Source organism: Paenibacillus sp. FSL H8-0332 (assembly GCF_037963835.1).
GTDB lineage: Bacteria > Bacillota > Bacilli > Paenibacillales > Paenibacillaceae > Paenibacillus_AQ > Paenibacillus_AQ rhizoplanae.
The window spans coordinates 4,200,265-4,214,548 of the sequence record NZ_CP150145.1 but is presented as its reverse complement, the minus strand read 5'-3'; the positions used below and the strand labels follow the sequence as shown (position 1 = coordinate 4,214,548).

At 51.9% G+C, this 14,284-nt stretch carries 11 protein-coding genes; 7 read left to right on the top strand and 4 right to left on the bottom strand.

Features of this window, described 5'->3' with window-relative positions; all coding sequences use genetic code 11:
* Positions 1–28: 28 nt before the first annotated feature.
* The 3 genes from NST43_RS18390 to NST43_RS18380 all read left to right on the top strand — a co-directional run bounded on the left by NST43_RS18390 (position 29) and on the right by NST43_RS18380 (position 7,855).
* Positions 29–583: a hypothetical protein gene (locus tag NST43_RS18390; protein ID WP_339218553.1), complete on the top strand. Its 555-nt coding sequence runs from the start codon at positions 29–31 to the stop codon at positions 581–583.
* A 198-nt stretch (positions 584–781) separates the two neighbouring features.
* Positions 782–1,462, top strand: a complete 681-nt coding sequence (locus NST43_RS18385; protein WP_339218551.1) for a hypothetical protein — start codon at positions 782–784, stop codon at positions 1,460–1,462.
* A gap of 657 nt (positions 1,463–2,119) precedes the next feature.
* Positions 2,120–7,855: an S-layer homology domain-containing protein gene (locus NST43_RS18380; protein ID WP_339218549.1), complete on the top strand. Its 5,736-nt coding sequence runs from the start codon at positions 2,120–2,122 to the stop codon at positions 7,853–7,855.
* Positions 7,856–7,973: 118 nt separating this feature from the next.
* Here the strand turns inward: NST43_RS18380 and NST43_RS18375 are convergent, their stop codons facing one another.
* The 3 genes from NST43_RS18375 to NST43_RS18365 all read right to left on the bottom strand — a co-directional run bounded on the left by NST43_RS18375 (position 7,974) and on the right by NST43_RS18365 (position 9,698).
* The gene (locus NST43_RS18375) at positions 7,974–8,747 is read right to left on the bottom strand and encodes an AraC family transcriptional regulator (RefSeq protein WP_339218548.1); all 774 of its coding nucleotides are present in this window, start codon (positions 8,745–8,747) and stop codon (positions 7,974–7,976) included.
* 16 nt (positions 8,748–8,763) lie between these two features.
* Positions 8,764–9,345 (bottom strand): LysE family translocator, encoded by a 582-nt coding sequence (locus NST43_RS18370; RefSeq protein ID WP_339225463.1) that lies wholly within the window; start codon positions 9,343–9,345, stop codon positions 8,764–8,766.
* 83 nt (positions 9,346–9,428) lie between these two features.
* Positions 9,429–9,698, bottom strand: a complete 270-nt coding sequence (locus NST43_RS18365; protein ID WP_339218547.1) for a DUF6199 family natural product biosynthesis protein — start codon at positions 9,696–9,698, stop codon at positions 9,429–9,431.
* A gap of 54 nt (positions 9,699–9,752) precedes the next feature.
* Between NST43_RS18365 and NST43_RS18360 the strand changes: the two genes are divergently transcribed.
* The 3 genes from NST43_RS18360 to NST43_RS18350 all read left to right on the top strand — a co-directional run bounded on the left by NST43_RS18360 (position 9,753) and on the right by NST43_RS18350 (position 12,522).
* Positions 9,753–10,586 carry an AraC family transcriptional regulator gene (locus NST43_RS18360; protein WP_339218545.1) on the top strand — a complete coding sequence of 278 codons (834 nt, stop codon included), beginning with the start codon at positions 9,753–9,755 and terminating at the stop codon, positions 10,584–10,586.
* Between the two features lie 97 nt (positions 10,587–10,683).
* Positions 10,684–11,898: a multidrug efflux MFS transporter gene (locus NST43_RS18355; RefSeq protein WP_339218543.1), complete on the top strand. Its 1,215-nt coding sequence runs from the start codon at positions 10,684–10,686 to the stop codon at positions 11,896–11,898.
* 27 nt (positions 11,899–11,925) lie between these two features.
* The gene (locus NST43_RS18350) at positions 11,926–12,522 is read left to right on the top strand and encodes a hydrolase (RefSeq protein WP_339218542.1); all 597 of its coding nucleotides are present in this window, start codon (positions 11,926–11,928) and stop codon (positions 12,520–12,522) included.
* Positions 12,523–12,597: 75 nt separating this feature from the next.
* Here NST43_RS18350 and NST43_RS18345 read toward each other — a convergent pair whose 3' ends face one another.
* Entirely contained in the window at positions 12,598–13,095 is a 498-nt protein-coding gene (locus NST43_RS18345; protein ID WP_339218540.1) for a hypothetical protein, read from the bottom strand.
* Between the two features lie 148 nt (positions 13,096–13,243).
* On the opposite strand from NST43_RS18345, the gene NST43_RS18340 reads away from it, so the two are divergent.
* Positions 13,244–14,230, top strand: a complete 987-nt coding sequence (locus NST43_RS18340; RefSeq protein ID WP_339218538.1) for a LacI family DNA-binding transcriptional regulator — start codon at positions 13,244–13,246, stop codon at positions 14,228–14,230.
* Positions 14,231–14,284: the final 54 nt, after the last annotated feature.

Genomic DNA, 14,284 nt, shown 5'->3' with positions numbered 1-14,284 from the left:
TTAACTTAAAGAAACAGGGGGAATTAAAATGAAATTATTTAAAGTATTAGCAGTAGCAGGGGTATCGGTAGCTTTGTTGTCGGGTTGTGGATCGGATAAAAACAATGCAGACAAAGGGGCAGCAGCGACAACTGCACCAGCAACAGAACAGGTAGATGCAAAAACCTCCGCTTCGATCGTGAACCAGGCAGATTCTTTCATTAGTGCAGTAAGCGACAAGGGAACTTGGATTGTTGCAGTGCTGAACGATCTGACTGTGGACAAGGATGTAGTGGTAGCAGGTGAATTTCACGACAAGAACGATACAGCTAAGCCGATCTACCGTAAGCTAGCCCTGTACGCGCAGGATGCAGACCACAAAGTTACAGCTACTTACACCCTTACAGCACCAAAAGTAACTGTACAGAGCGAGAACTTCCGCGTTCAAGGCGGTACAATCAAAGGTGATGTATATGTAGAAGCTAACGGCTTCAACGTGTACAAGGATGCTACAATTGACGGCAACCTGTACTTCTCCAGCGAAGATGTGAAGGCAACGGCTGTGCTTGAAGGTAAAGTAACCGGAGCTACTGAAGTTAAATAATATAATTCATAGCATAGATGTGAATGACATAAGCCAGCAGATGAAGGCCCACTTGGAGCCTTGTCTGCTGGCTTTTTGCATGAAATAAATGTTTACAGCTTGCTGCAGGGGTACTTTTGTAATCTGACCGGAAATATTCTATAGTTAGATGGAATCCATTGTAAGCGTAAACACTTGGGATTGGGGATGTATGGAGAGATGAAAACTACCCGTAGATGGGGGATTGCGGCCGGAGTGATTCTTGCTTCAGTAGCGGTACTCTATATCTTATTATATATGTATGAAAAACCAGGCGGCTGGTCTGACCGGCGGATGTCGCAAGCTTTAGGACTGGAGCAGACCCTCCTGATTCCGCTTGGCGGCAGCCCGGAGGAAGCCGTACGGTTGTTCCGAGAGTCTGACTTCATGACGGTGGTGCATGAGGAGACTGTCGGCAGGGGAGCGCTTGTGTTCCTTACCCGGTCAGGCCAGCAGGAAGGCGGCGATCTTCAGGTAGAGTATGTCCGCAAAACTTGGCTCGGATGGAAGTGGGTCTGGGGAGCAGGGTATGGACTCGGCGAAGAGCCTTCCCTTGCGGCTATGAATTATATGAGGGTACCTGAAATAGAGCAGGTCTCCACACCGTTTCCCATGGTATTCGGAGAAGTACTGGACCCGGCCATTGAGAAAATTATTGTTAAGCAGAAGGAAGCCGGGACGGACAAATCCGAAGCGAAGCTGATTACGGCGGCATCCGGCCGGACGATCTGGTTTGCTTTTCAGCCGGCAACTGCGGGCGTTCCGTTCGAGATTGAAGGACTGGATCAGGCCGGGAAGATTATTGCAACCAAGGTTATTACAGATGTCCGGGGGAGCGGGACAATGGGTTCAAGCAGGTGAACCATTCAAGTGTAGGATTGGCGCAGAGTGGTTAGCTCTGATATTGATAATATGGAAGAATGACGAAGACTCCGGCTCTGCATTTATGCGGACTGCCGGAGTTTTTGTCTGTAAAAAAGCTTTGCCGGCAGATGTGATAAAAATAACTGACAAAAATATATTTATAATCATTTTCCGGTGTTTTAACGCATATTTCATAGGATTCTATGAAATTTTGGCATAGAAAACCAATGTTTTGTCGAAAATGTTCAGATTTTGTTCACATGAGCTTATTAACATGATTGGAGGCACAACTCTGTGTGCCAGGATAGCTTAGGTCCGGGAACTGGCGCCTGTTGAATGCAGGGATTGAACGTCAGCTTTCTCCCCTTGAGCAGTCTGACAGACTGTCAGCAGTTCTTATATGGCAAGCCAAAGGAGGGACTCAGAGAGCGATCTTAGAGTGTTGGTAGTGAAGAGGACAGCACTGTTGTTGACGGAAGATAGCATAGCTTGCATATGGATTCAGAAATTTGCAGATTTCGAATGGCCAGACTTGTATTTCTATTACAAAGAGTTCTGTTTGGAACTCGAGATGGTGATTTACCAAAAGGAACCGTCTGCCTTTTAGCTCCTCGAGTTGTAGACAAGGACTATAGAAGGGGCGGAAAGTTAAAAATGGAATCTCATGCAAAACGAAAAGGCTGGTGGAGCAGGCCGGCGAAAGCCTTGCTGTCGCTGACACTGGTGGCCAGCGGTTTCTCTGCAGCAGTTGCACCGTCGAAGGTACAAGCTGCCAGCGGAGCTCCGGGAGGCAGTGTTCAGGAGCCGGTATTATGGCTGAAGGCGGATGATGGCGCGTCGGCTGCAAATGGAGGATTAACAGGCTGGGAGGATCGTTCTCCGAACCCTGTAGCGTTCACGCTCGATCTTCCGAATGGGGCAAAAGTTCCGCAGTACAATGAAAGCGGAGTGAACTTCAATCCGAGTGTGAAATTTGCGAATCCTTTAAGCGCATATCATTATAATTCGTCGGCGAAGCTACTGGGTGACAAAGCGATTACATTCCGGTCAGGGTATACGGTGTATAAATGGCCGGAGGATGGAAGTGCAGGGGCTCTCGTTGGCAGCTCAGACCAGAAGCCCTCTAACGGTGTAATTGTGATGGGCGGCTACGGTAATAGTGTAAGTACAGGTCCGGGTGAAGCAAATGTATACTCTTATGTCGCTTCGACGATTCGGGACAGGCACCAGCTTGTAAATTATCAAATAGGAGCACCGGGCCATACCGCCAGTATTGACGGGAAAAATACAACTGTTACAAGGAGTGTTTTTCCAGCCTTCTCCTTCACCCCGTCTATTGGAGCTACAAATGCGTCCGCTCAGTATAACTGGTCCGGGCTTAATGCGGAAGTAGCGGAAATTATTCTATATGATACCATTACAAGCACTGATGCAGCGAAGATTGAGACATATCTTGCTGTAAAATACGGCATCACCTTAAACCATGATTATATCGGTACAGATGGTGCTCTCTTGTGGAACAAAACAGCCAATGCGGCGTATCATCACAATGTGGCGGGGCTCGGCAAAGACAATCTGGAAGAGTTGGACCAGAAGCAAAGCCGAAGCATTAATAAAGATACACAAGTGGCGATTGGTCTGGCTGGGCTTGCTGAAGCAAACAGTGGAAATACAGCTGTACTTGCAAACGGACAATATCTGATCTGGGGGGATAACGGCAAACCGGTTAAGTTCACCGGACAGCTTGGCTCGACGGATTGGTATCAGGCCGAACGGATCTGGAAGGTTCAGAATAACGGAAGTGTGGGAGAGGTGGAGATTGCCATTCCGGCAACGGCTGCCCCGGAAACGGTCAAGCTGCTGGTGAGCGATACGGACACCGACTTCGCACAAGCTACTGAATACGAATTAAGTCCGATCACACTCGGCAACGTACCTCACTATGCTGTGAAAGTAACGTTGAAGGATGGACAATTCTTCACTTTTGCAGCGGAGGCTCCTGAACTACAAGAGGGCTTGCTCGAACAAGTTGCGGCGGGTGGACATGAGATCGTACTCACTTTCGACCAGGAGATGGCAACGGGTAATTTGAGTGGCTTCAGTGTTCAGATCGCAGACACAGCCGTACCTATCGGGAGCATCTCCTACAGAGTGGACCCTGCCGATCCTAAGAAGCTGATTTTGACGTTGCCTGAGGGAACGGATGTTAAAGGGAAAACGGTGAACGTAGCCTATGATGGCACGGGTTCGCTCAAGAGCACTTACGGAGCCCCTGCTAAGCCGTTTACGGTGAGTCCAAGGGATCAATTCATTGATTCACTTAGGATCACCCAGCCTGTGGGGAGTCCGGTCAATGTACCTAAACCTGAGATTACAGGAGAGGCTGAAGAGGGTTCTGCCGTAGCAATTGTAATCAAGGATAAGGACGGACAGATCGTGACTGGCGCAGGCGGAAATGCCGTTGTTGAAGCGGATGGGAAGTGGTCATTCACCCCGGGCGCCAACTTACAAGATGGGGAGTACACTATTGAGGCGACAGCCACCAAGGGGGGCAAGTCTGCGGTTGCATCCAAGGGAATCACGGTTAACGTTCCGGCGCCGACACTTGTTATTACAGCTCCTGGCGGTGAGGTGGTAACTGATACCACGCCGGAGTTCCAGGGGACGACAGATCCCGGAGCTACGGTAACGGCCATCATCAAAGATGAAGACGGAAAACCCATCGGAACCCCGACAGTAACTGTAAAAGCCGATGGTACCTGGAGCTTTGAGCCGGAAGAGGCACTGCCGTATGGCAAATACACGGTAGAAGTGACTTCGGCCAAAAACGGAAAAACCAACATGGCCTCCAAAACGATTTCTGTAGTAGACAAGAGCAAGCTGCAAGCGGAAGTGGACTTGTCTTCCGGGCTGAACGAGGAAGACTACACGACTGGAAGCTGGACGAGTTACGAGTCCAAGCTGACCACCGCACAAGCGGTGCTGGCGAGCGCGACTGCCACGCAGGCCGAAGTGGACGCAGCACTGGCGGAGCTGACGACAGCGCGTGAAGCGCTGGTGCTGAAACCAGACAAGAGCAAGCTGCAAGCGGAAGTGGATTTGTCTTCCACGCTGGATGAGGAAGACTACACAACTGGAAGCTGGACGAGCTATGCGTCCAAGCTGACCACTGCGCAAGCGGTGCTGGGCAGTGCGACTGCTACGCAAGCGGAAGTGGACACGGCACTGGCGGAGCTGACGGCAGCGCGGGAAGCGCTGGTGCTGAAACCAGACAAGAGCAAGCTGCAAGCGGAAGTGGATTTGTCTTCCACGCTGGATGAGGAAGACTACACAACTGGAAGCTGGACGGATTATGCGTCCAAGCTGACCACTGCGCAAGCAGTGCTGTCAAGCGCGACGGCTACGCAGACAGAAGTGGACGCGGCTCTGGCGGAGCTAACCGCAGCGCGTGAAGCGCTGGTGCTGAAGCCAGTCGTGGACAAGAGCAAGCTGCAAGCGGAAGTGGATTTGTCTTCCACGCTAGATGAGGAAGACTACACAAATGGAAGCTGGACGAGTTATGAGTCCAAGCTGACCACTGCGCAAGTGGTGCTGGGAAGCTCGACGGCTACGCAGGCAGAAGTGGACACGGCGCTGGCAGAGCTGACAGCAGTGCGTGAAGCGCTGGTGCTGAAGCCAGACAAGAGCAAGCTGCAAGCGGAAGTGGATTTGTCTTCCACATTGGCTGAGGAAGACTACACAACGGGAAGCTGGACGAGTTATGAGTCCAAGCTGACCACTGCGCAAGCGGTGCTGGCAAGTGCGACGGCTACGCAAGCCGAAGTGGACACGGCGCTGGCAGAACTGACGACAGCGCGTGAAGCGCTGGTGCTGAAGCCAGTCGTGGACAAGAGCAAGCTGCAAGCGGAAGTGGACCTGTCTTCCACGTTGGACGAGGAAGACTACACAACGGGAAGCTGGACGGATTATGCGTCCAAGCTGACTACCGCGGAAGCGGTGCTGGGTAACGCCACGGCCACGCAAGCCGAGGTGGACGCAGCACTGGCGGAGCTGACGGCAGCACGTGAAGCGCTGGTGCTGAAGCCAGTTGTGGACAAGAGCAAGCTGCAAGCGGAAGTGGATTTGTCTTCCACATTGTATGAGGAAGACTACACACCTGGAAGCTGGACGGATTATGCGTCCAAGCTGACCACGGCGCAAGCAGTGCTGGGTAACGCCACGGCCACGCAGGCCGAAGTGGACGCAGCACTGGCAGAACTGACGGTAGCGCGTGAAGCGCTGGTGCTGAAACCAGTGGTGGATAAGAGCAAGCTGCAAGCGGAAGTGGATCAGTCTTCCACGCTGGAAGAGGAAGACTACACGTCTGGAAGCTGGACGAGTTATGCGTCCAAGCTGAGCACCGCGCAAGCGGTGCTGGGTAGTGCGACGGCTACGCAAGTCGAAGTGGACACGGCACTGGCAGAACTGACGGTAGCGCGTGAAGCGCTGGTGGAAGTGCCTGTGGTACCAGTGGTGGACAAGAGCAAGCTGCAAGCGGAAGTGGACTTGTCCGCTATTCTGGACAAGGAGACCTACACGCCAGCAAGCTGGGCGAGCTACGAGTCCAAGCTGACCGACGCGCAAGCAGTACTGGCAAGCGCCACTGCCACGCAGGCGGAGGTGGACGCTGCACTGGAAGCATTGCAGGCGGCTTATCGGGCATTGGTTCCAAAGAGCGGTCTGGCAAGCATTACGCCATCGGCTGGTGAAATTCACCCCAATGTGACGGCGAGCGTGTACGAATACAGTCTTAACGTGGAGTACAATGTCTCCGAGCTTCAACTGACATTGGCAGCTGCTCATCCGGGCGCAGCCATTACGGTTAACGGCCAGGCTGCCGGGACCGGGCAAGCAAGTGCTGCGGTGACACTGAATGTAGGCGATAATACCGTAACCATCGTAGTTCTGGAAAAGGACGGCAGCGAAAAAACGTACACGGTTACCGTGAGACGGCAATCCGCGCCTTTTGTACCTAGTGAGCCTTCGCAGACGCCTTATGTCCCTTCTAATACACCTGCACCGGCCCTACCGGTAATAGAGAGAATAACAGTAGATGTTGAGGCCATTGGCTATGGAATTGTTGCAAAAACAGAGATTGAAAGAACAACGAATAACGATGGCAGCAAAAGCGATAAAGTGACATTTACAACTGCCAAAGCACTTGAAGCGGTTGAAAAGACCTTGGCAGCCCATTCGCCAAGCGTGCGTATTCTCATACCGGACAAACAGGACATTGTAAAAGATGTCCGGGTGGAGCTGCCGGATGCGGCAGTGAAGGCCGTACAAGACGCAGGTCTAAACCTGGAAATCTATACGGACAACGGAATGATTACTATTCCGAATGCTTCGCTTAGCGGCCTGAACCCGAATCTGTATTTCCACCTCATTCCTGTCAAACAGGAAAGCGAGCGCAAGCTGGTAGAGGAACGCGCCAGAACGGAGCAGATTGTCCGCAAGGCACTGAACAATGGCAACGTCTATGTGGTAGATCGTCCAATAACGATTGAAACCAATATGACAAGCCGCCCGGTAACAATCACCCTGCCGCTCGACAGCAGTCATGTACCGGCAGAGGCAAGCGCAAAAGCAGCTTATCTGTCGAAGCTGGCCGTGTTCATTGAGCACAGCGACGGAGAACGGGAATTGGTGAAGCCCGCAATTGTAGCATATGGTGACAACAAGCTGGGATTGTCCTTCACCATCGGGAAGTTCAGCACCTTCACTATTCTTAATCTGGACAACGGAGCTGCCGGAAGCCATAGCGCTTATATGGTCGGTATGCCGGACGGAACGTTTAAGCCGGAGAACGCGCTGACCAGAGCGCAGGTAGCCATGATTCTATACCGGGTGCTGGCGCTGCAAGGTGCAAACGCAGCCCAATATTCGGATGTCTCAGGCAGCCACTGGGCAGCAGAAGCTATCCGTCAGGTCACAGGTGCCGGACTGATGAAGGGCATGACAGACGGAAGCTTCAGACCGGAGCAGAGCATTACCAGAGCGGAAATGGCAGTCATCATTGCGCGCTGGAAAGCACTCTCAGGTACAGGAGAACACAGCTATAACGACGCTCTTGGTCATTGGGCGGAGAAGGCAATCGGCCAAACGAAAGAGGCCGGTTATATGGAAGGGATGCTGAATGGCAGCTTCCAGCCGGACAAGGCTTTGACCCGTGCCGAGGGAGTTACTGTGTTCAACCGGATTCTGGAAAGAGGACCGCTGTACGGTGAGACCGTGCCAGTATGGTCCGACGTGCCGATGATCCACTGGGCGTTCCATCAGATTGAGGAAGCTTCTCGGGATCACAGCTATACAAGCCGGCCGGAAGACGGCGAGATGATTATCAAGCAGTAGGTATACAGTAGTAGGCTTACAAAGGAAGGGCTGTCCAAGTCATGAGAATGACGAGGGCGGCCCTTCCTTGTTTGTATTTCTATCACAGATAACGAAATGCATCAAATGACCGTGCCTGTTAGCCCAACTGCAACATATATTCATAAGCCGTGATGCCGAAGACACTTTTGAAATGACGGTTCAGATGGGTCAGGTCTGTGAAGCCGTAGTCTGCTACAGCGGAATAGATGTCCCTGTTCTTCTCGATGAATTGCTTGGCGTGTTCGACCTTGCAGTTCAGGAAGAATTGATAGGGTGAGGTTCCGGTATGGGCTTTGAACTCGCGGATGAACTGGTATTTGGATAGGTTGAACTCCCGTGCGAGGTCGTCGAGCTTCAGTACCTGGTCCAGGCTGCAGTACATCATTTCTTTGGCTTTGTTGACAAAAGCATTGTTAATCCGCCGCGGCGTCTGTATTTCCGTATGGGACAAGCGGTTGACCAGCCGGATAAGCAGCTCGCTGCTAAGTGACTCGTCGGCCCCGCTCTGGACAGCGTGACTGAGGTTACAGATGCAATGTGCCAGCTCCCTGTCATAGACGATCGGAGTGGTGAAGCGCAGTTCCTGTTGGCCCAGAAGCTCTGCCATCAGGTCAGGCTTGATATACAGCATGACGTAGTCAATGCCTGTCCGGTCATAAGAGCTGCCGTCATGAATCTGCTCCGGGTTGAACAGCATAACCCCATTCCTGTGGGAAGCCTGGAAGCTGCCGTCCAGTGTATATTGCTGAATGCCGCGCAGGGTAACGCCGACGGCGTATTCTTCGTGGCAATGCTTTTTGTAGGTGAAATCCGTCATGCTGGCCGATAAGGCGAGGATCTCTGCTGACTTTTTATAATTGAATTGCTCCACTTGAATCACCGCCGCTCTATATAATACCGGATACCATTACAGCAGAGTATACTAGAAACAGAGCCATCATACTATTCATCACCCGCTGATGCCGCTGCAGAAAGCTCTTGAATATGGAGCCGAATACAACCCAGGCGGTAAAGGCCAGGAAACCGATCACAGTAATAACTATGACGAAAAGGAAGGCTGCTGCGGGTGAGCTATAATAGGGCATAACATAACTTGGGATCACAGTCAGCGTGAACAGCAGCACCTTCGGGTTGGCGAATTGCATCAGCAGCCCGGAGAGGAAGCCGGAGGCCGGTCGGCCCACGGCTTCAGAACGGCCCATCCTGTACACCTGATAAGCAAGGTAGAGCATATACAGGCTGCCGATGATCTGCATGACGCCGAGAAGCTGCGGGAGAATGCCCGCCAGCAGGCGGTTCAGCAGCGCGGATGCGGCAAGAAGCAGTCCGAACGCGAGTGTGGCTCCGCCGACGTATCCCATTGTTTTTCTGGCCCCATAGTGCTGCACAGAGGAGAGGATTACAATATTGGTCGGGCCGGGTGTGAAGGTAACCACAACACAATAGATGATAAAAGAAAGGATATTCATGATGACCTCCGGTGTAAGTAGTTCCATGAATATACACCGGGACCGGGAATGGCTATAGTACATTATTGCAGCTCGCTATTCCATTAGCCGAGAGCACTCCATATTGTCAATATCCCCATCACCATGACGAATGACCCCATCCATAAGGCCACTGCCCCTCTGAAGCGCATGGAGCTGATGTAGGCGTCACTGGGTTCACTATCTCCTTTCGTTTTCCAGCCCTCACTCATCTGCCAGGTGAAGGTAGGGTGTCTGCGCACATATAAGGCAAATAAGTTGATTGCAATTCCAAATAGCAAGAAGAAGATTCCTGCAAAAGTTCCGATGATAACCAGCTCCTTAGTAAGTTTCAAATGTTTAGCCGTTAGTATCTAATACGTTACTTGGGTTAGGGGAGGTTTCACAACGTGAACATCAACCAGCTTTTTTTTCATATCCATTACTGCAATTTCAGAAGATTCAAGGATACCCGGATCTATTCGAACAGAATCTCCCGGACTCTTGAGCATCATGAACTGATCCTCGTCACGGGGGGACGGGGCAGTGTGACGGTGGATCATAAGAAGCTTCAGTTCAGGGCAGGGATGCTGTTCTACATCCGCCCGGGTGTATTTCATTCGATAGAGTTCGAGCTGGAGGAACCGCTCTGCTTCCTGGCTGTACATTTCAGTTATGCGCAGGTACTTCTGATGGAGGGGCAGTGGACTCTGGGAGAACAGCCGGAGCCGCTCCCGCTGCATACTGCACAGGATCTGAAGGATTATTATCAGATTGAAGAGATCTTCAGCAAACTGGTTGAGGTCTGGAATGCCAAGCTGCCGGGTTATGAATTTGCCGCGAAGACAGCACTGCAGCAGCTCCTGATTGCCATTTACCAGAACAACAAGCGGCATAACCAGAATTACTCCACCTCCCTGAAGGTAGAGAAGATCATCGGTTACATGCAGGAGCATGTCTGCTCCACAGTCACCTTGCCGGAGCTGGCCGGGCTGGTACAGCTGTCGCCTGCATATTTGTCCAGAGCGTTCAAGGAAATTACCGGCTACTCCCCTATAGAGTTCTTCAGCAGAATCAAAATGGACAAGGCCAAGGAGCTGATCCTCGAAGGCAGCGGCAAAAAAGTGAAAGAGATCGCCGGGGAGCTTGGGTACACCGATGAATTCTACTTCAGCCGGATCTTCAAACGGATGGAAGGCATCAGCCCTTCCGAATTCAACAGCAAAAATGTCCATGGAGTTTAAGATAATGCATGGTATGAGGGAATTTCGGCTGTTAAAATGAGGATGTTATTGTGAGGTGCGCACACACAATAGTGGATTCATAACAGAAGGAAGGCTTATGGTTATGCCGGTATGGAGAAGAAATCTGATCGTATGCTGGTTCGGCATGTTCGTGACGGGCGTGGGAATGAGCCAGATTGCTCCGGTACTGCCCTTATATATCCAGCAGCTGGGAGTAGGGGATGCGGGCTCCGTTGCGCGGCTGTCCGGGTTTGCTTTTGGCATCACCTATATCTTATCCGCTATCTTCTCACCTATCTGGGGACTGGCTGCCGACAAGGTGGGGCGTAAGCCGATGCTGCTGCGGGCGAGTCTCGGAATGGCGGTGATCATCGGCTGCATGGGATTGGCGCATCATGTGTATGTCCTAATCGTACTGCGTCTGCTGCAGGGGGCAATCACAGGTTACGGCACCGCCTGCACGACACTTATTGCCACACAGACCGATAAGGAGCAAGCGGGGTATGCACTGGGCACCTTGTCCACGGCGAATATTGCCGGTTCCCTGCTGGGTCCGACCATCGGCGGCTTTACCGCTGAGAATCTGGGTGTGCAGAACACTTTTTTTGTGACCGGCGCCCTAATGCTGATGGTCTTTGCCCTGACACTAGCCTTCGTGAAAGAATCCTTCACCCGTGAGCATTCAAAGTCGCAACGTATGAAGGAAGTATGGGCCAGTGTTCCGCAGAAAAGCCTGACGCTTACCTTGTTCGTAACGTTCTTCGTCTTGACGGTAGCCCTCTACTCAATAGAGCCGATCATGACGGTCTATGTAACCGAGCTGTCCCGGACTGCCAGTCATGTGGCGCTGATCGCCGGACTTACCTTCTCGGCTTCCGGGCTGGCCAATATAATAGCTGCACCAAGGCTCGGCCGGCTCTCGGACCGGATCGGGGCCTATAAGGTGATCCTGTTCGCCCTGATCGCAGCCGGACTGATTTTTATCCCGCAAGCCTATGTCCGGAGTCCCTGGGAGCTGATGGGTCTGCGTTTTTTGCTGGGCTTGGCGGCAGGGGGGCTGGTTCCCTCGGTATCGATCCTGGTCAAAAAGATCACCCCGGCGGAACTGACCGGCAGAGTGTTCGGCCTCCATATGTCGGCAGGCTATCTGGGTGTCTTCGGCGGTTCTGTACTCGGCGGACAAGTGGCTGCGGCATTCGGCATACGGGTTGTATTTATAGTTACTGGCGGTTTGCTGCTGATTAACGCGATCTGGGTGTATTTCAAAGTCTACCGGAAGCTGAATGCAATCAGACTGCCAGCAGGGGAGTAAAATTATAGAATAACAGGAGTGAAGAAGATGGAAGACTTACAGGAAACCGCGGCATTAACCCTTGAAACAGCCAAAACGGCACTAGTCGTGATTGACCTGCAGAACGGCATCGCAGGAGGCGGTCTTCAGGCCGCCCCTCATACGGCTGCTCAGGTCATAGAGAATGCGGTAAAGCTAGTGGATGCTTTTACACAGAAAGGGGCATTTGTGGTGCTGGTCAAGGTATCGAGCCTGGATGGGAAGGATATGGTCAGACCTGTGACTGATTCCGGGACGCCACATGTGAACTATCCGGAAGGCTGGGATCACATTGTACCGGCCATTGCAGAATTCAAGCATACGTACACGATTACGAAACGGCAATGGGGAGCTTTTTACGGCACGGATCTTGACCTGCAACTGCGCCGCCGTGGCATTCAGAGCATCGTGCTCTGCGGCATCTCCACCAACATTGGCGTGGATACTACAGCCAGAGAAGCCTATCAGCATGGCTATCAGCAAGTATTCGCAGAGGACGCAATGACCGCAAGTACCCGGGAAGAGCATGATTATGTCTGCCGGACGATCTTCCCGAGAATAGGCCGTATCCGGACAAGTGAAGAAATTACAGCAGGTTTGAACTAAGCACAAGGTACCGCTTCCACATGGAGCCGGGCCAGGCAGTATTCAGGATGAACTCTTGATCTGCCTGCCCGGCTCTTATGTATTCCGGCCGGTTTCCAGCATAAGTGCTGTCAGCTCACAGGATTTCGCCAGCAAATCAACGGCTTCATACGGTCTGGAGCAGCCGGAAAGAGGATTTTCAATGACAGGCAGCCACTCCTGCATACGGGTCTCGACTGCCATTAGCGGAATGTCGAAAACAAACAGCCGGGAAGCTGCAGCGGTGTCATCCAAATAGAGCACAGCCCTTACTTCAGGCAGGAGCAGAATGAATTTCAAGGTAATCGTATATTCAAGCATCAGGCGCAGTATGCAATAAGCCTCGTGGCAGAAACCTGAATTCAGCAGCAGGCTTTCTGCCAGCAATGACGTATGGAATTTGGTCAGCAGCTCAAGCGAAACCTGAGACCCTATAGTCTGCGGAAAAGGGTATTCGATCAGCTGTGCACCCATGAATCCGGCCAGAGCCTCATACGTATCCCATAAGTCCTGGTAGTGATTCTTTGGATCAGCCCCGTCATCCTCGTTGTACATCGTCTATTCACCTCTTTTACAATAGTTAGCCCTGATTCCGCCCTATTTCAGAACCACTGAAACGCCTTCCATGTCAAACGCTTTATTTGTGGTCTGAATGTAACGCATTCCGGCGGTTTGAGGTAAGATTAACAGGAGTACAGGAGGTATGCAGCAAGCATGGGAAGGTGGAATTATGGCGAATATCAAAGATATTGCGAAGCTGGCCGGAGTCTCGGTCACAACGGTGTCCCGTGTTCTTAACGGCCATCCTTATGTAAGCAAGGCTAAGAGGGAAGCCGTTCTGCAGGCCATGGAGACGGCTGATTATGAACGTAATATTAATGCAGTACATCTAAGCAGGGGCAGGACGAATCTGATAGGGGTGGTCGTTCCCTATATCACGCGGCCGTATTTCGGGATGGTCGTGGAAGGAATAGCGGATGAGGCTATCAAGGATAATTATAAGCTGGTGCTGATTCAGTCCAACTATGAAGCAGAGCGGGAGCTGGATGCACTGATGATGCTGAAGCTGAAGCAAATTGATGCGCTGATTATCTGTTCGCGGACCTGCAGCTGGGAGATTGTTGACGAGTATGTGCAGTATGGACCTATAATTGTCCTGGAGGACGGCAGGGGACATCAGGTGTCCTCCATATTTATGGATCATTATCAGAGCTTTACCCGTGCGCTTACCTATTTGCGGGGCAAAGGTCATTATAAGATCGGCTATTGCCTGGCCAGACAGTCCAGTCCTAACAGCAATTTAAGGGAGGCGGCCTACCGGGACTTCTATATGAACCGGAATGAAGCCTATAACCATGACTATATGTTCTATGATTGTGTGCAGCTGGAAGACGGGGAATGGATTATGCAGCGGATTCTGAAGATGGACGACCCTCCCACTGCACTGCTGGTTACCAGTGATCAGGTGGCGGCGGGAATTCTGTCCTTTTGCCGGGAGAATGGGCTTGAGGTGCCGGGTCAGCTTGCCATTGTAGGGTTCGACAATCAGCCGATCGCCAGAATGATGCATATCACGACCTTCGAGATCCCGCTGGTGGAGATCGGACGGAGGGCTTTGCTGCAGGCGGTGGACGGAAGCCAGGCCCATGAAGAGATTCATTTGAACCTGATTGAGCGGCAGACCGTATGAGTGAAGGCTAGAGCTTGCCCAAGCCTTTGTCAATTCATCAATGTGAAGTATAAT

What these genes read in the sequence shown, in the direction of transcription:
- NST43_RS18345 (WP_339218540.1), bottom strand. Translation starts at nt 13,095, where the DNA reads ATGTACAACGAGGATGACGGGGCTGATCCAAAGAATCACTACCAGGAC.
- NST43_RS18390 (WP_339218553.1), top strand. Translation starts at nt 29, where the DNA reads ATGAAATTATTTAAAGTATTAGCAGTAGCAGGGGTATCGGTAGCTTTG.
- NST43_RS18350 (WP_339218542.1), top strand. Translation starts at nt 11,926, where the DNA reads ATGGAAGACTTACAGGAAACCGCGGCATTAACCCTTGAAACAGCCAAA.
- NST43_RS18370 (WP_339225463.1), bottom strand. Translation starts at nt 9,345, where the DNA reads ATGAATATCCTTTCTTTTATCATCTATTGTGTTGTGGTTACCTTCACA.
- NST43_RS18355 (WP_339218543.1), top strand. Translation starts at nt 10,684, where the DNA reads ATGGTTATGCCGGTATGGAGAAGAAATCTGATCGTATGCTGGTTCGGC.
- NST43_RS18340 (WP_339218538.1), top strand. Translation starts at nt 13,244, where the DNA reads ATGCAGCAAGCATGGGAAGGTGGAATTATGGCGAATATCAAAGATATT.
- NST43_RS18380 (WP_339218549.1), top strand. Translation starts at nt 2,120, where the DNA reads ATGGAATCTCATGCAAAACGAAAAGGCTGGTGGAGCAGGCCGGCGAAA.
- NST43_RS18385 (WP_339218551.1), top strand. Translation starts at nt 782, where the DNA reads ATGAAAACTACCCGTAGATGGGGGATTGCGGCCGGAGTGATTCTTGCT.